12 protein-coding genes are annotated in these 16,804 nt (G+C 68.7%); all 12 read left to right on the top strand.

The window, feature by feature from the left end:
- Positions 1–255: 255 nt before the first annotated feature.
- The 12 genes from rsmH to ftsZ all read left to right on the top strand — a co-directional run bounded on the left by rsmH (position 256) and on the right by ftsZ (position 16,747).
- Complete coding sequence (gene rsmH / locus FHX37_RS09395) at positions 256–1,224, top strand: 16S rRNA (cytosine(1402)-N(4))-methyltransferase RsmH (protein ID WP_141923562.1); 969 nt, start codon at positions 256–258, stop codon at positions 1,222–1,224.
- Between the two features lie 68 nt (positions 1,225–1,292).
- On the top strand, positions 1,293–1,661 hold the full coding sequence (locus FHX37_RS09390) for a hypothetical protein (protein ID WP_141923561.1): 369 nt from the start codon (positions 1,293–1,295) through the stop codon (positions 1,659–1,661).
- A 324-nt stretch (positions 1,662–1,985) separates the two neighbouring features.
- Positions 1,986–3,656: a peptidoglycan D,D-transpeptidase FtsI family protein gene (locus tag FHX37_RS09385; protein ID WP_246062215.1), complete on the top strand. Its 1,671-nt coding sequence runs from the start codon at positions 1,986–1,988 to the stop codon at positions 3,654–3,656.
- Between the two features lie 119 nt (positions 3,657–3,775).
- Positions 3,776–5,320 (top strand): UDP-N-acetylmuramoyl-L-alanyl-D-glutamate--2,6-diaminopimelate ligase, encoded by a 1,545-nt coding sequence (locus tag FHX37_RS09380; RefSeq protein WP_141923559.1) that lies wholly within the window; start codon positions 3,776–3,778, stop codon positions 5,318–5,320.
- A gap of 265 nt (positions 5,321–5,585) precedes the next feature.
- Positions 5,586–6,998, top strand: a complete 1,413-nt coding sequence (locus tag FHX37_RS09375; RefSeq protein ID WP_141923558.1) for a UDP-N-acetylmuramoyl-tripeptide--D-alanyl-D-alanine ligase — start codon at positions 5,586–5,588, stop codon at positions 6,996–6,998.
- The gene (mraY, locus tag FHX37_RS09370; RefSeq protein ID WP_141923557.1) at positions 6,995–8,050 is read left to right on the top strand and encodes a phospho-N-acetylmuramoyl-pentapeptide-transferase; all 1,056 of its coding nucleotides are present in this window, start codon (positions 6,995–6,997) and stop codon (positions 8,048–8,050) included. The genes FHX37_RS09375 and mraY overlap by 4 nt, the downstream gene beginning before the upstream one ends.
- Positions 8,035–9,492 carry a UDP-N-acetylmuramoyl-L-alanine--D-glutamate ligase gene (gene murD, locus FHX37_RS09365; protein ID WP_141923556.1) on the top strand — a complete coding sequence of 486 codons (1,458 nt, stop codon included), beginning with the start codon at positions 8,035–8,037 and terminating at the stop codon, positions 9,490–9,492. The genes mraY and murD overlap by 16 nt, the downstream gene beginning before the upstream one ends.
- 544 nt (positions 9,493–10,036) lie before the next feature.
- Positions 10,037–11,428 carry a putative lipid II flippase FtsW gene (ftsW, locus tag FHX37_RS09360; protein WP_394344488.1) on the top strand — a complete coding sequence of 464 codons (1,392 nt, stop codon included), beginning with the start codon at positions 10,037–10,039 and terminating at the stop codon, positions 11,426–11,428.
- A complete protein-coding gene (murG, locus tag FHX37_RS09355; protein WP_141923554.1) occupies positions 11,425–12,594 on the top strand; it encodes an undecaprenyldiphospho-muramoylpentapeptide beta-N-acetylglucosaminyltransferase in 1,170 nt (389 codons plus the stop codon). Before ftsW ends, murG begins: the two co-directional genes overlap by 4 nt.
- Positions 12,591–14,033 (top strand): UDP-N-acetylmuramate--L-alanine ligase, encoded by a 1,443-nt coding sequence (gene murC / locus FHX37_RS09350; RefSeq protein ID WP_141923553.1) that lies wholly within the window; start codon positions 12,591–12,593, stop codon positions 14,031–14,033. The genes murG and murC overlap by 4 nt, the downstream gene beginning before the upstream one ends.
- 41 nt (positions 14,034–14,074) lie before the next feature.
- Positions 14,075–14,809 carry a cell division protein FtsQ/DivIB gene (locus FHX37_RS09345; protein ID WP_141923552.1) on the top strand — a complete coding sequence of 245 codons (735 nt, stop codon included), beginning with the start codon at positions 14,075–14,077 and terminating at the stop codon, positions 14,807–14,809.
- Between the two features lie 402 nt (positions 14,810–15,211).
- A complete protein-coding gene (gene ftsZ / locus FHX37_RS09340) occupies positions 15,212–16,747 on the top strand; it encodes a cell division protein FtsZ (RefSeq protein WP_141923551.1) in 1,536 nt (511 codons plus the stop codon).
- Positions 16,748–16,804: the final 57 nt, after the last annotated feature.

Genomic DNA, 16,804 nt, shown 5'->3' with positions numbered 1-16,804 from the left:
AGTAGGGTGACGGTGCCGGCCACGAGCTGAACGCGTCCGCCGTTCCCGTCGGAGCGGTCGGGATGGCGGAGGCCACGTTCTCCCGTCGCCGGAAGGCGGCCGGCCTAGTCGCCGGAACGCGGCGGGCGGCCGGTCGTTCCGGTCGCGGGGGCCGCCGGGAGGCAGCCCACCGCACACCGGGCTGGTACCGCACTGTCACCGGGACAGCGCAACAACACGTTCGCACGCGTCTGAACGGTAGGGAGAAACGTGTCCATGGCGGATGCTGACGCCTCGCACACTCCGGTCATGCCGGACCGGGTGTGCGAACTGCTTTCCCCCGCGTTGGAAAGCCAGGAGGCGGTCCTCGTGGACGGGACCCTCGGTCTGGGAGGGCATGCCGCGCGGTTACTGGACGCCGTTCCCGGAGCGCGTCTGGTGGGGCTGGACCGGGACACGTCGGCCCTGGACCGCGCCCGCCGTCGGCTCGCGTCCGTGGACGAACGGGTGAGCCTGCACCACGCCGACTTCGACGCGATCCCCCGCGTCCTCGATGACCTCGGCATCTCCCGTGTCCACGGCCTCCTCCTGGACCTGGGAGTGTCCTCCCCGCAGCTCGACGAGGCCGAGCGGGGTTTCGCCTACTCCTACGACGCCCCGCTGGACATGCGTATGGACCGTTCGCAGGGGCAAACGGCTGCTGACGTGGTCAACACCTACCCGGTCGGCGAGCTCGCGCGTGTGCTGCGCGACTACGGCGAGGAACGGTTCGCGCGGCGTATCGCCCAGGCGATCGGACGCGAACGGGGGACAGAGCCCCTCGACTCCACGCGTCGCTTGGCGGAGATCGTCCGCGGGGCCATCCCCGCCGCGGCCCGGCGCAGCGGCGGCAACCCCGCCAAACGTACGTTCCAGGCCCTGCGGATCGAGGTGAACGCCGAACTGACGATCCTGCGGCGCGCGCTTCCCGCCGCCGTCTCCCGGCTTGCCGTGGGTGGCCGGGTCGTTGTGCTCTCCTACCACTCCCTGGAAGATCGCATCAGTAAGCGGACACTGGCGTCACTCGCGACCGACACCACTCCACCCGACCTCCCGGTGACGCTCGAGGAGGAACGTCCCGAACTCCGTCTGCTCACCAGGGGCGCCGAACAACCCGGCGCCGAGGAGAGCGAGGGCAACCCTCGCGCCGCGTCGGCGCGGTTGAGGGCAGCCGAGCGTATCCGCGATCCGGGAACGGCGTCGTGACGGAAGCGCGTCGCACCGGTGGAAGTGAGACCGGACCGCGATAGGCCAGGACGAAGGCGGAGGGTTGTATGAGGCGACGGGACGACACGTCCAAAGGCGCGGGCACGGGCCCCAAGGCACCACGCATGCCGTTCGTGCTACTCATCCTTGGTCTGCTCGGCGGGGCTCTGGTAAGCCTGCTGGCGCTGCGCACGGTGCTCATCGAGGACGCGTTCGCCATCAGCCGGCTGGAACAGCAGAACAGTGAGCTTTCCAACCAGGAGGAGAAGCTTCGCGAACGGGTGGTCGAGCTGGAGTCGGCGGGTTCCCTCGCCTCCTCGGCGGAGGAACTCGGAATGGAGCAGGGCGAGGCCCCGGTCTTCATCAACCTGGAAACGGGAGAGGTCATCGGTGGCAAGGCGTCGCGGAACGACGGAGCTGCAGATGCGGGAGAGTGACGCGTTCCGCGGGTCCGTCCCCGGAACGGCGCGGGAGAGCGGAGGAGGGTGCCGTTGAACTCCTCCCGGGACAGGTACCCCAACGGTAGGCGCCGTTCCGCTGACGGACGGGCCACCGGGAAGAACGGAAACCAACGTCCCACATCCGGGGCCAGGCAGCGACAGCGAGCGTCCGGAACCGACCGGAGGTCGTCGGCCTCCCGGCAGGGGCCCCCGCGCCGGGGTCCCGGCGGGCGGCCCGCTTCCCCGCGGTTGGGCCGGTACTTCCGCCGGAGCGACCCCAAACGCCGGCTCCGGATCGCTGCGGTGCTCATGGCGGGGGTCATGGCGTTGTTCGCCGTCCGGCTGGTGCAGATCCAGGGGATCGACGCCGCCAACTACGCCTCCGAAGCCGCCGAAGCCCGACTCACCACTCTCGACGTTCCCACCGTTCGCGGGGACATCGTCGGTGCCAACGGCCACACCTTCGCCACCTCCATCGAGGTCCGTACCGTCTTCGTGGACCCGGCGGAGATCCACGACGACCAGCGTGACGAGGTCGTTGACGAGCTGTCGCAACGCCTCGACCTCGAACCGGACGACGTCCGGTCCAAAATCGACGCCGAGCAGAGCCGCTACGAGGTGGTGAAACGCAACGTCCTGCCCGCCGGCTGGAAGAAGCTGGACGAACTCGGCCTGCACGGGGTGGGCGCCCAGGTGGACTACAAACGGGTCTACCCCGACGAGACGGCAGCTGCCGACCTGGTTGGCTTCACCGGGGACGACGGCGACGGTCTGGAAGGGCTGGAAGCCGTCATGGACGGCACACTGGCGGGGGAACCCGGTAAGCGGCAGGTGGAGATGGGAGCTTCCGGAACACGGATCCCGATGGCCGGTGGGCTGGTCAAGAAACCCACTCCCGGACAGGACGTTCGGCTCACCCTGGACCAGGACATCCAGTGGAAGGCCCAGCAGGCGCTGTCCGAGCAGGTGGAGAAACTCGACGCCGAGGGGGGCAGTGTCATCGCGATGCGTCCCACGGGGGAGATCGTGGCGATGGCCGACTACCCGAGCTACTCTCCCGACGACATCGACGACTCCGCACCGGAGGAGCGGTTGAACGGCGCCGTCACCGAGTCGTTCGAGCCCGGAAGCACGAACAAGGTCATCACGGCCGCGGGCGCGATGGAGGAAGGACTCGTGGACCCGGAGACGGTCTTCACCGTGCCGGACTCCATCCAGCGTTACGACCGGACGTTCACGGATTCCGAGAAGCACGAGACACAACGGCTCACGTTGAACGGCATCATCGCCCAGTCCAGCAACGTCGGTACGATCCAGGTGGGCGAGGAGCTCGGCGCTGACCGTCTTTACGAGTACCTGGGCAAGTTCGGCTTCGGCAAGCCGACCGGGCTGGACCTTCCCGGCGAGAACGCCGGCATGCTCACCGACCCGGACGACTGGTCGGGAACACGCCTGCCCACGATCTCGTTCGGACAGGGGATATCCGTCAACGCCGTGCAGATGGCGAGTGTCTACGCGACGATCGCCAACGGGGGAGTGCGGACCGAACCGACGATCCTGGAGGGGACCGTCGGCGCCGACGGTGAGCTCACCCCCGCCGAGGACCCGAAGAGGGAGCGGGTCGTCAGCGAGGAGACAGCCGACAACACACGGCGGATGCTGGAGGCGGTGACAGGGGAGGAGGGCACCGCGCCGAATGCCAACATCCCCGGGTACCGGGTAGCTGGTAAGACCGGAACCGCCGAGCGGTTCAACCCCGAGACCGGCAACTACGAGGACGGCGGTTACACCGCGTCCTTCGTCGGGTTCGCCCCCGCGGACGATCCGGAGCTGATCGTCCAGGCCGTCGTGAACGACCCGGAGGACGACTACTACGGCAATGACGCCGCCGCCCCCGTGTTCTCCGACGTGATGTCGTTCGCGCTCAAGAGCGAACAGGTCCCACCGTCGGGTTCGGGTGCTCCCGACGTGCGCCTGTTCGAGGAGGAGTGATCGGGAGAGGCCGGGGAGGCTCCGGCCCCGCCGAGAGATCGGTCCCCGCCCCCTCACCGCATGGGGGGAGCGGGGACATGGATTAGCTATTCGCGCCGCGCACCCGATAACCTCTCGATGTGGCACCGGAAACACGACCCGAACAGAACCAGCCCCGGCCCCTCTCCGACATCGTCCGGGCAGTGGGTGCGGATACGACCGAACGCGTCGCCGACACCGGCCGTACGGTGTCGGGGATCACGCACGACTCCCGACAGGTGCGTCCCGGCGACCTGTACGCCGCCCTGCCTGGCGAGCAGGCGCACGGAGCGGACTTCTCCCGTCAGGCGGTGGCCGCCGGCGCTACGGCCATTCTCACCGACCCCGCGGGCCGCGAGCGCGCCGCGGCCGCTGGAGTTCCCGTCCTCACGGTCGACTCGCCGCGTTCCCACCTCGGGTCGGCGGCCGCCTGCGTCTACGGCCACCCGGCTGACAGCCTGCTGCTGATCGGTACCACCGGGACCAGCGGGAAGACCACGGTCACGTACCTGGTGGAGTCCGGTCTGCGGGCGTCCGGCATGTCGACCGGGCTCGTGGGCACCGTGGAGATGCGCGTGGGTGACGACCGGGTCCAGTCCTCCCTGACCACTCCGGAAGCGACCGATCTGCACGGGCTACTGGCCGTTATGCGGGAACGTGGGGTGGCCGCGGCCGCCATGGAGGTCTCGAGTCACGCGCTCGCCCTGGGCCGGGTGGGGGAGACCCGTTACGACGTGGCCGTCTTCACCAACCTTTCCCAGGACCATCTGGACTTCCACACCGACCTGCGCGAGTACTTCGAAACCAAGGCCCGGTTGTTCACCCCGGAACACTGTTCGACCGCTGTCATCAACCGTGACGACCAGTTCGGGCGGGCGCTCGTCGACATGGTGGAGGACCGGGGCGCCGTCGAGGTGACCACGTTCTCCACGGCCGGGGACGCACAGGCCGATTGGCGGGCACTGGACATCCGGTCGGGTGCGGACGGGAGCACGTTCCACGTGGTGGGTCCCGGTGGGGTGCAGGCCGACGCGTCGGTGTGCCTCCCCGGCCCGTTCAACGTCTCCAACGCGTTGGCGGCGATCGTGGCGTTGGTGGATGCGGGAGTGCCGTTGCAGGAAGCGGTGCGCGGAGTCAGCGAGTCTCCCGGTGTTCCCGGGCGGATGGAACGCGTCGATGAGGGGCAGGATTTCACCGCGCTGGTCGACTACTCCCACAAGCCCGGAGCGATCGAGGCCGTCCTCGGCTCGCTCCGCGAGGTCACTCGGGGGCGGGTGATCATCGTCCTCGGGTGCGGAGGTGACCGTGACCGGGCCAAACGCCCTCTCATGGGGGAAACCGCCAGCGCCCTGGCGGATATGGTGATCGTCACCAACGACAACCCCCGCAGTGAAGATCCGATCACGATCATCACCGGCATGCTCGACGGTGTCACGAAGGTCCCGCCGGAACGGCGCGCTGGGGTGACGGTCGAACCTGACCGCGCCGCCGCTATTAGCCTGGCGGTGGACCGTGCGGCGTCCGATGATGTCGTGGTCGTGGCGGGCAAGGGCCATGAGCGCGGCCAATACGTGGGATCGGAGGTCGTGTGGTTCGACGACCGCGAGGTGCTGCGGGAGGCACTACGCCGGCGCGCCGGCACGTAGGCGCCCACCTTCGACCCGGTGTTCGCGGGTGCCCGGAAGCCGCACTTCTCGGTGAAACGAACGGAAAAGACAGGTTCGTCCGGGACTGGAGGCACTCCCGGCCACGTGAGATGTTCTAAGGTAGGTCCGGCAATCGCTGCCCGGCCCCGTGGCACGGCGACGCCGCGCGGTTAACGAGCACGGTGGTGTCCCCGTGTGTCGAGTTCCGTTGACGTGCCGAGTGTTTCCAAGCGTGGTAGGGGCGGGCCCGACTTGAGGAGTGGATTTGATCGCGCTGACGCTCGATCGGATCGCCGAGATCACCCAAGCCCGACTGGGTGGGTCGGCGCGACCGGCGGAACTCGTCACTGGCCCTGTGGTGACCGATTCCCGGCGGGTCGAGCCGGGCGCTCTGTTCGTGGCTCTCGAGGGCGAACACGCGGACGGCCATGATTTCGCCGAGTCCGCTGTCGCGGCGGGTGCGGTGGCCGTGTTGGCCTCTCGGCCGGTCCCGGTGCCGCATCTGAGGGTCGACGGCGGGGACGCCGAGGTCGTGGCGGCCCTGGGCCGTCTTGCCCGCTCCGTGGCGGACCGGCTCACCGGCGCCGAGATCATCGGAATCACCGGCTCCTCCGGTAAGACCACCACCAAGGATCTGCTCGCGCAGGTGCTGGGCCGTTTCGGACGGACCGTCGCACCCGTGGGTTCGTACAACAACGAGATCGGCCACCCGCTGACCGTTCTCCGGGCGGACGCGGACACCAGGTTCATCACCGTGGAAGTGGCGGCTCGTGGTCAGGGGCACATCGCGCACCTGTGCTCCGTCGCCCCACCGCGCATCGGTGTGGTGCTCAATGTGGGAAGCGCCCATGTGGGGGAGTTCGGCAGCCGAGCGGCCATCGCGCAGGCCAAGGGTGAGCTGGTGGAGGCCCTGCCGGAGGCCGCCGGTGGCGGTGTCGCCGTGCTCAACGCCGACGACGACGCTGTGCTGGCCATGTCCGAGCGTACGCGTGCGCGCGTCGTCACCTACGGGTTGGCGGCCGACGTTGACGTGCGTGCTCGTGACGCGGAGCTGGACGACGCGGGACGCCCCCGCTTCACGCTCTGCGTGGGGGAGCACACGGCGCGGGTCCACCTTCGGCTCGTTGGGTGGCACCAGGTGCACAACGCGTTGGCTGTCGCCGCGGCGGCTGTCGAGGCGGGTGCCGACCCGGAGAGTGTCGCGGCTGCGTTGAGCGAGGCCCAACCGCTCAGCCGGTGGCGGATGGAGATCACGTATTCCACCGGCGGCGCCACCGTCCTCAACGACGCCTACAACGCCAACCCGGAGTCGGTGCGAGCGGCCCTGAGCACGCTGCGGTCGCTGGCTGGCGCGGGGCGCTCCTACGCCGTTCTCGGGCACATGGCGGAACTGGGTGCGCAGCACCGGGAGGCGCACGAGAACGTCGGGCGGTTCGCCGCCTCGAGCGGAGTGACGGAGCTCATCGTTGTCGGGGACGAGGCCGCGCCCATCGCCGACGGCGCCCGCAGCGTTGCCGCGTGGCAAGGAGAGGTCCGTAGCGTGGCGGATGCCGCGGAAGCGACAGCGGCATTGCGTGACCGGCTGCGGGCAGGAGACGTCGTCATGGTGAAGGGATCACGCGTGGCCGGGTTGGAGCAGGTAGCCGAACAACTGACCGCACAGGAGGCCGACAAGTGACCGGCATCCTCGCCGCGGCTGCGCTTTCCCTCGTCGTGTCACTGTTGGCTATGCCGATGGTGATCCGGATCCTGTTCCGGTTCAAGTTCGGTCAAGAGATCCGGGACGACGGTCCGGAGGGGCACAAGACCAAGCAGGGCACACCCACCATGGGTGGCATCATCATCATCATCGGTGCGGTGATCGGGTACTTCGGTTCCCACCTGATCCTGATGACCCGACCCACGGCTTCCGGCCTGCTGGTCATGTTCCTGTTCGTCGGGCTGGGCGCAGTCGGCTTTCTGGACGATTTCATCAAGATCTACAAGCGCCGCAGCCTCGGTCTGCGCAGCAGCGCGAAGATGCTGGGCCAGATCGTGGTGGGTGTGGCGTTCGCCGTCGGGGTGACCCAGTTCCCCAACGGCTACCAGTACACGCCGGCAGCACCGCAGCTCTCGTTCCTCCGGGACTTCGGTCCGCCCCTGCTGCTCGCCGTTTTCGTGATCTGGGCGCTGCTGCTGATCGTGGGCTTCTCCAACGCGGTGAACCTGACCGACGGTCTGGACGGCCTCGCCACGGGAGCGACGATCCTCTCGCTGGTGGCCTATGTCATCATCGGCAACTGGCAGCTGCGCCAGAGCTGCGCGACCGCTCTCACCCCGAGCTGCTATCCCGTGCGGGACCCGCTGGACCTCGCCGTGGTCGCGGCGGCGTGCCTGGGCGGGTGCATCGGGTTCCTGTGGTACAACGCGCCGCCTGCCAAGATCTTCATGGGCGACACCGGGTCGCTGGCGTTGGGCGGTCTTCTGGTGGGTCTCGCCATCACGACCCGTACGCAACTGCTGCTGCTGATCATCGGCGGACTGTTCGTGATCATCACCGCGTCCGTGATGATGCAGGTCAGCTTCTTCCGTCTGACAGGGAAGCGCATCCTGCGAATGGCGCCCCTGCAGCATCACTTTGAACTCAAGGGCTGGGACGAGACCACCATCGTGATCCGGTTCTGGATCATCCAGGGCCTGCTGGTGGGAATCGGTATCGGCCTGTTCTACCTTGAATGGATGCCGAGCTAGTGTGTGACTCTCCGCCCGGGAACCTCTCCGGCGAGTTCAGGGACCGCGTCGTGTGCGTCGCCGGTCTGGGAGTGTCCGGACCGCCGGTGGCCCGCGCCCTGTCGGGTATGGGCGCCCACGTGGTGGTGGTGGACGGCCGTACGGACCAGACCGCCCGAGAGCGTGCTGCCGAACTGCGTACCGAGGGTGTCGAGGTCGCGCTCGGCGGTGAGGAACTCCCCCCTGGTAGCGAACTCGTCGTCACCTCACCCGGGTGGCGCCCCGACTCCCCCCTGCTGGTTGCCGCCGCCCGTTCCGGAATCGAGGTCATCTGTGATGTGGAGCTCGCCTGGCGGCTGAGACCGGCCAACCAGACATGGCTGGCCGTGACCGGAACCAACGGCAAGACGACGACGGTGCGCATGCTGGAGGAGATCCTGCGCGCCGACGGCCGCGCCGCCGCTGCGGTGGGAAACGTCGGGACCCCGATCATCGACGCGGTACTTCCCGGAACCGACGGCCGGGCTCCCGCCGACATCCTCGCGGTGGAGCTCTCCAGCTTCCAGCTCCACTGGTCGGCGACGCTGCGGCCGTACGCCGCGACGGTCCTCAACGTGGCGGCCGACCACCTGGACTGGCACGGGGGGATGGAACCCTACGCCCGGGCGAAGGGGCAGGTCTATGCGCCCGGGACGGTCCGGGTGACGAACCAGGACGACCCGTGGTCCCGGCACCTGGCCACAACCCGGGGAGACTCCGGGGCTCCGCTCGCGGGTTTCTCCACCAACCGGCCGGAGCCCGGCGAGTTGGGACTGGACGCGGGACGGCTCGTCGACCGGTCGTTCGTGAGCGAACCGCGGACCGAAGCCGTCGAACTCGCCCGGGTCAGCGAGATGGCTGCCGCGGACCCGCACAACGTCGCCAACGCGCTGGCCGCGGCGACGCTCGCGCGCTCCGTCGGAGTCTCACCCGAAGCGGTTCGTACCGGCCTCGCGCGGTTCGCTCCCGAGCCCCACCGCATCTCACGGGTCGCGACCGTGGAGACGGTGGACTACGTGGATGACTCCAAAGCGACCAACCCGCACGCTGCCGCCGCGTCCGTCGCCTCGTTCGGATCCGTCGTGTGGCTCGCGGGGGGACTGCTGAAGGGGGCCGACGTGGAGGAGCTGGTCCGTGCGGCCGCTCCCCGACTGCGAGGGGCGGTCCTGTTCGGCCAGGACCGTGCTCGGCTCCGGTCGGCCCTGGCCGAGCACGTTCCCGACGCTCCCGTCGTGGACATCCCCGACACCGGTCCCGAAGCTATGGGAAAGGTCGTGTCCGCCGCGGCCGAACTCGCCCGTTCCGGTGACACGGTCCTCCTGGCTCCCGCCGCCGCCTCAATGGACATGTTCACCGACTACAACGAGCGCGGTGAGGCCTTCGTCGCGGCCGTCGGGGGATTGGCGCCCTCCCCGCCGGAATGAGCGGACGCACTGTGTTCTGGCGTACTCCGTTCCGTGAGGGCTAGGCTCTCCGGTATTCCACAAGGACGGCAACACGCGCGAAATGTCCGACGCTTGTCGTCGTCGCGCCGCCAGAATTGGGCGACGCTACCAGTTATCGCGGGGTGTTTCCGGCTCCCGGGCTGAGGCAGAACGCGTTCCTGGGGGCTGTCGGCTCCCACCGGAACCAGGAGCCGACCGTTCGCGCCGGAGAGATGGGGGAGGCGAACGACCGTGCTGTTGCGGTTCCGGTCCCGTCCGACCGTGTGTCAGAGCGCGGCCTCCGGAAGCGTCACGGAGCCGGGGGACACGGCGGACAGGGCGGGCCCCGGCGTGGCACGGGCCCAGCGGTGCGAGGGCACAGCCGCGCTGTCGCGGAGTCGGCGGTGTCTGTTCCCGCCCGGACGCAGCCACCGGGCTCGGAGCCCCTGTCCCTTGTGCGCTCCGTGGGGGAACCGCGATTCCCCGCCCCCGGACGGTGAGAAGGACAGCAAGGGAACCAGTGGGACAAAGGCGGCCAGCGGCAGTGTCATCGTCAACCTCGAGGTCAGGATCTGCCCGTACTCCCAGCGCCGGTCCTCGGCGCGGCGGCACGGACAGACCGGAAAGCACCGCCGCGAGGAGCCTGGGGTGGCTGCGGGAACTGCCCCAGGCGCTGAACCGGCCGTTGACCTCGTACTACCTGGTCTTCTCCAGCAGCGTGCTGCTCATCGCACTGGGACTGGCCATGGTCCTGTCGTCCTCCATAGTCGACTCCTACACCGAGACCGGCTCGGCGTACTCGCTCTTCCAGAAGCAGGTGGCTGCCGCCGCCTGCGGGATTCCGCTGATGATGGTGGTGTCCCACCTTCCGGTGACGCTGCTGCGTAAGGTCGGCTACCCGGCGATGCTGGGATCGATCGCTCTCTTGGTCCTCACGGCTTTCCAGGGCAAGGAGTACGGTTACGGCGCGGTGCGCTGGTTGGAGGTCGGTGGTTACACCATCCAGCCCTCGGAGTTCGCCAAACTCGCCTTCGCGCTGTGGGGCTCCAACGTGTTGGCGCGTAAGGAGGAACTGCGGCAGATCGCCGAGTGGCGCCACCTGCTGGTCCCGTTGTTGCCGGGGTGCGGGGTGCTGGTACTGCTGGTGCTGATCGGTACCGACCTGGGGACCACGCTGGTGCTTCTGGCGATATTCCTCGCCCTGCTGTGGGTCGTCGGCGCACCGGCGAAGCTGTTCGTCGGCATGTTCGGTCTGGCCAGCGTACTCGCGGGGATCATGATCGCGGTCGAGCCGTTCCGGCTGGCCCGGGTCACCTCCTTCCTCAACCCCCAGTCCGACCCGACCGGTTCGGGATTCCAGCTGCTGCACGGGTTGTACGCGTTGGGTACGGGCGGGGTACTCGGTGTCGGGATCGCGAGGAGCCGGGAGAAGTGGGGATTCCTCCCGCACCCGGAGAGCGACTTCATCTTCGCCATCCTCGGCGAGGAGCTCGGTCTCATCGGGACTCTGGTCGTCGTGGGACTTTTCGGTGTCCTCGGTTACGCTGGGCTCCGCATCGCCTCGCGGGTCAAGGATCCGTTCGTGCGGCTGGCCGCCACGGCGGTCACCGCCTGGATCGTGGTCCAGGCGTTGGTCAACATCGGCACGGTTATCGGCGTGCTGCCGGTGACGGGTATCCCGCTCCCCCTGGTCTCGGCGGGTGGATCGTCGCTGGTTCCGACCCTGGCAGGGTTGGGCGTCCTGCTCGCTCTCGCCAAAACCGAGCCCCAAGCGAGGAAAGCGTTGGCCGCGCGTGGTCCGGGACCAGTGCAACAGGCTCTACGCTGGCTCGGGCTGGACAGGGCCGGGACGGACACGAGACCCGGTTCCGGGGCGCAGACGAAGAACAGCTCGCGTCCAACGCAGGTTCAATCAAGGAGGAATCGGCGACGATGAGGGTAGCCCTCGCCGGAGGCGGCACGGCCGGGCATATCGAGCCCGCCCTATCCCTGGCGGATGCGCTGCGGCGTATCGATCCGGAGTGCCAGATCACGTGTTTGGGAACTGAACGGGGACTGGAAACCCGGCTCGTGCCCATGCGGGGCTATGATCTCGGTGAGATACCCGCTGTCCCCCTGCCGCGGAAGATCACGCCGAAGCTGCTCACCGTACCGGGCAAACTGGCGAGTTCGATCAGTGCCGCCGGGAACCATCTCGACCAGCTCAACGCCGACGTACTCGTCGGTTTCGGTGGTTACGTGGCCACCCCCGGCTACATCGCCGCACGTCGGCGCGGCATCCCGATCGTCGTGCACGAGGCCAACCCGCTGCCCGGCCTGGCCAACCGGCTCGGGGCGCGACTCACCCCCCACGTTTTCACCGGACACCCGCACACCGACCTCCGCCGCGGCCGTTTCGTCGGTATTCCGCTGCGTGAGGGGATATCCACCCTGGACCGTCTCGCCTCGGGGGACAAGGCCCGAGCGCACTTCGGCCTCCGACCCGAACTCCCCACCCTGCTGATCTTCGGCGGCTCCCAGGGAGCGCAGGACGTCAACCAGGCGGCGTTCGACACCATAGCCGACTTCCGGGAGGCCGGCGTTCAGGTCCTGCACGTCGTAGGACCCAAGAACGCCAGTGAACCCGAGGACTACACGCGCGACGGCGTTCCCTACGTGGCCGTCCCCTACGTGGACCGCATGGACCTCGCCTACGCGGCAGCGGACGTCGCGATGTGCCGTTCCGGCGCGATGACCTGCGCCGAACTCACGGCCGTGGGGCTGCCGGGAGCGTTCGTGCCCCTGCCGATCGGTAACGGTGAGCAACGGCTCAACGCCGAGCCGATCATCGAGGCGGGCGGGGGCATCATGGTGGACAACGCTGACCTGACCCCGCAGTGGATCAGGGAGAACCTCGTGCCCCTTCTCACCGATACGGACCGGGTCGTGGGTATGTCCGAGGCGGCGTCGGCCATGGGGCGGCGTCACGCGGACATGGAACTGGCCCGGGAGGTGAGCGCGATCGCCACCGGCGAGCGTCCCACTCCCGACATTCCGGTCAACGAGGACGACGAGGGAGACGAGGACGACGCTTACGTTGACGACGGGAAGGACGCGCAATGAGCCTGGTCGAGCCGACCGAACCGGTCCGAAGTGACGAACTGGGGCGGGTGCACTTCGTCGGTATCGGCGGTGTCGGGATGTCGGGTATCGCGCGCATCCTGTTGCAGGGCGGAGCCTCCGTGTCCGGAAGCGACGCCAAGGACGGTGACCTCGTGCGCGAGCTGGGAGAGCGTGGGGCCACGGTGCACGTGGGACACGACGCGCAGCACGTCGACGGCGCGGACACGGTCGTCGTCTCCTCCGCGGTACGCGAGGACAACCCCGAGCTGCGCGAGGCGCGCCGGCGCGGACTGCGGGTCCTTCCACGGGCCGCGGCTCTGGGCGCACTGCTGAGGGGCCGCAACAGCGTGGCCGTGACGGGAACCCACGGCAAGACCACCATCACCGCGATGCTCACCACGGTGCTGCGGTCCGCGGGAGCCGACCCCGGATACGTCATCGGCGGAACGCTCGCCAGTACCGGTGCCGGGGCCGACGCCGGCGCCGGGGAGATCATGGTGGCGGAAGCCGACGAGAGCGACGGCTCGTTCCTGATGCTCTGGCCCGACATCGCCGTGGTCTCCAACGTGGAGGCGGACCACCTGGACAACTACGGCGACCTCGGAGAGATCCACGCCAATTTCGCGGGGTTCGTCGACCAGGTCCGGCGGACGCTCGTTATCGGTATCGACGATCCCGGCGCCGGCAGGATCGCCGAACTCGCCCGGGAACGCGGGGCACGCGTCCGTACCTACGGGGAGGACCCGGCGGCTGACTACCGGGTGAGCGACGTCCGGGCCGAAGGGTTCACCACCACCTTCACGCTGCACACCGCCTCCGCGCCGCCGCTGGAGTACACCGTCCCCGTGCCGGGGCGGCACAACGCGCTCAACGCCGCGGCCGCCGTCGCCGTCGCCGAGGAACTGGGGTACTCCCCGGAGTCGGCTTCCGCGGGTCTGCGCGGTTTCTCCGGTGCCGCCCGCCGGTTCGAGTACAAGGGCGAGGCCCGAGGGGTCGCGCTCTACGACAGCTACGCCCACCACCCCACCGAGATCGCTGCTGACCTGCGAGCGGCACGGTCGGCCCTGGAGTCACACACCTCCGTGCCGGCTGGGGAGGGCCTGCGGCCGGGGCGGGTGATCGCGGTTTTCCAACCGCATCTGTACAGCCGCACCCGGATCTTCGCCGCGGACCTCGCGGACTCCCTCTCGCTGGCCGACGTGGTCCTCGTGCTGCCGATATACGCGGCCAGGGAAGACCCGGAACCGGGAGTGAGCTCCGAACTCATCACCCGCGGCATCGGGCATGGCCGTGTCCGTGACTGTCGCAGCGGGGACGAGGCCCTGCAGCAGGTGGCGGAACTCGCGTCTGCGGGGGACCTCGTCTTCACCATGGGTGCTGGTGACGTGACTGAGCTGGGACCGGAGTTGCTGGCAGAGCTGGAGCGTGTCTCCGCCTAGCCTGACGCTGGGTGGTACGAACGGGCGTCGGAAGGGGACCGGTGAGACGTGGTGAATCCCGGAAACAGGAGGCTGGTACCGCCGCGCGTTCCTCCCCTCGGGACCCGTGGAAGGTCGCTTTCGTCGTGCTTCTCGTGCTGGGGGTCCTGGCGGGGGCGGGGTGGCTGTTACTGAGTTCCCAACTGCTCGCTGTCCGCGACGTCGACGTCGCCGGGGCGGAACGGGTCGACCCTGACGAGGTGGTGGCGAGCGCGGACGTCGGATCGGAGACTCCGCTCATCCGTGCGGACACGGACGCCATCGCGCAGCGGGTGCACGAGCTGCGGCTGGTCGAGTCCGTCGACGTCACCCGGCAATGGCCGTCGACACTGCGCGTGGCCATCACGGAACGCGAACCCCGGGTGGGTATCGAGATCGACGGCGGGTACTGGCTGGTGGACGGTGCCGGGGTGCGGATCGCCGAACGGGAGGAGGAGCCTTCCGACTACCCGCTGGCGCGCATCACGGGAGAGGTCAGGGGTAACCCGGGCCTCTCCGTGGCGGCCGGTATCACCGAGCACCTTTCCGACCCCGTGCTCGGGAGAGTCACGGGCATCGAGGCGGAGGAGCCCGACAACGTGGTCGTGCTCCTGGACAGCGGTGCTCGTGTGGTGTGGGGAGACGGGGAGCGGACGCGGGAGAAGAGCGAGGTTCTGGCGATCCTGTTGCGCGAGCGGCCTCCGAACGAGGATCGCGAGTACGACGTCAGCGCTCCGGACACGGCGGTCGTTTCCTGACTCCCTCCGAGGCGGCTCGGGGGCGTGACCGATCGCGCGTGACGGGGGAACAGCCGCGACGCGCCGAGGCCGCGCATCGCCTTGGAAACGTGCGCCCCGTTAGGCTAAGCGCGTGGTTGGTTGCCCGTCGGCATCCTGCAACTTACTGTCGAAGAACGCAGCCCCTGATTGACATGACTATGAACCCTGCAACGGGCGAGGTGGGCGGGGCCGGCAGCCTGGAGCTGGCGGGGCGGTACCCACTCTTGTAGGGAGCCGGGCTGGTGGTTGACCAGTCCGGAAAAGCCCGGACGTAGCACTGTAGAACCGGAAAAGCTGGCTGACTCGCTCCTGTGCGAGGCACACGATCGTGCTGGAACGGGACGGTGCGGCTGGCAGAAGCGAGCGGAAAGGCCCCTCGTCGTGGCAGCACCGCAGAACTACCTCGCGGTCATCAAAGTCGTCGGTATCGGCGGCGGTGGTGTCAACGCCGTGAATCGGATGATCGAAGAGGGACTTAAGGGCGTCGAGTTCATCGCCATCAACACCGACGCTCAGGCGCTGCTGATGAGCGACGCCGACGTCAAGCTCGACGTCGGCCGCGAGCTCACGCGCGGATTGGGCGCCGGGGCCAACCCGGATGTGGGACGAAAGGCGGCCGAGGACCACCGCGAGGAGATCGAGGAGGTCCTCAAAGGGGCCGACATGGTTTTTGTCACCGCTGGGGAGGGTGGTGGCACCGGCACGGGCGGCGCTCCCGTGGTTGCCGATATAGCCCGGTCGTTGGACGCCCTCACGATCGGTGTGGTGACCCGGCCCTTCAGTTTCGAAGGTAAGCGCAGAGCGACCCAGGCGGAGTCCGGGATAGCGACACTGCGCGAAGAGGTCGACACCCTGATCGTGATTCCCAACGACCGCCTACTGTCCATCTCTGACCGGCAAGTGAGCGTGCTGGACGCGTTCAAAGCAGCCGACCAGGTGCTGCTTTCCGGTGTGCAGGGCATTACCGACCTGATCACCACACCCGGACTGATCAACCTGGACTTCGCTGACGTGAAATCCGTCATGTCGGGTGCGGGGTCGGCACTCATGGGGATCGGCTCGGCGCGGGGGGACGATCGCGCTGTGGCCGCGGCCGAGATGGCGATCTCCTCGCCCCTGCTGGAAGCCAGTATCGATGGTGCCCACGGGGTGCTCCTGTCCATCCAGGGCGGTTCCGACCTGGGCTTGTTCGAGATCAACGAGGCAGCACAGCTCGTTGCGAACTCGGCCGCTCCCGACGCCAACATCATCTTCGGCGCTGTGATCGACGACGCGCTCGGGGACGAGGTGCGCGTCACCGTCATCGCTGCCGGGTTCGACGAGCCGAGTGTCGAATCGGGACCCGAGTCCACCGCGGCAGCGCTCACCGCGGAACCGTCCGTACCGCAGCGTGGCGAGTCCGCCGAGTCGAAACCGTCATCGGTGACGGCCCAGACCACCCAGACCGGGCCGGAGAGAAAAACGGAGCGCGCCCCGGAGCCGGCTGCCGAACAGCCGGTGCGTAGCCCCGCCCCGGAACCGGTGCGGGAGGAGCCTCCCCGCGCCCAGGTCCCCTCCGAGCCCGAGCCGGAGCCCAGGCGGCCCGAGCCCGAGGTCAGGCGGTCCGAGCCCGAGCCCAGGCGGCCAGAACCGGAATCCAGGCGGCCCGAGCCCGAGCCCCGGAGGGAGGAGAACCAGGCCTCCGCCGCGGCGCGGGTGGAGGAGGAGACCGACACGGAGCCTGCTCCTGAGGAGGAGGGGAACCGCGGCCGCAACATCCAGTCGGTCAGCGACAGCGAGAGCACCCAACTCCGCAGCACCGGTACGGAGAGCCAGCTTCCGCGTTCGGGAGCCTCCGGTGGGGAGGTCTCCTCCCCCCGGCGCAGAGTGGTGTTCGACGATCCCGACGATCTGGACGTCCCGGACTTCCTCAAGTAGTCCCTTCCCGCAGGGGCGGTATGCCCTGCGGGAACGTAACGCACAGGGTACCGGCCT

It is taken from the genome of Haloactinospora alba (genome assembly GCF_006717075.1).
In the GTDB taxonomy this organism is placed as follows: Bacteria; Actinomycetota; Actinomycetes; order Streptosporangiales; family Streptosporangiaceae; genus Haloactinospora; species Haloactinospora alba.
The sequence above is the reverse complement of the archived record's forward strand: the minus strand, read 5'-3'. Positions and strand labels throughout refer to the sequence as shown.

Excerpts from the sequence above, each read along its gene's own strand:
- FHX37_RS09390 (WP_141923561.1), top strand. The coding sequence starts at position 1,293 with ATGAGGCGACGGGACGACACGTCCAAAGGCGCGGGCACGGGCCCCAAG.
- rsmH (WP_141923562.1), top strand. The coding sequence starts at position 256 with ATGGCGGATGCTGACGCCTCGCACACTCCGGTCATGCCGGACCGGGTG.
- murD (WP_141923556.1), top strand. The coding sequence starts at position 8,035 with ATGGATGCCGAGCTAGTGTGTGACTCTCCGCCCGGGAACCTCTCCGGC.
- FHX37_RS09385 (WP_246062215.1), top strand. The coding sequence starts at position 1,986 with ATGGCGTTGTTCGCCGTCCGGCTGGTGCAGATCCAGGGGATCGACGCC.
- murC (WP_141923553.1), top strand. The coding sequence starts at position 12,591 with ATGAGCCTGGTCGAGCCGACCGAACCGGTCCGAAGTGACGAACTGGGG.
- murG (WP_141923554.1), top strand. The coding sequence starts at position 11,425 with ATGAGGGTAGCCCTCGCCGGAGGCGGCACGGCCGGGCATATCGAGCCC.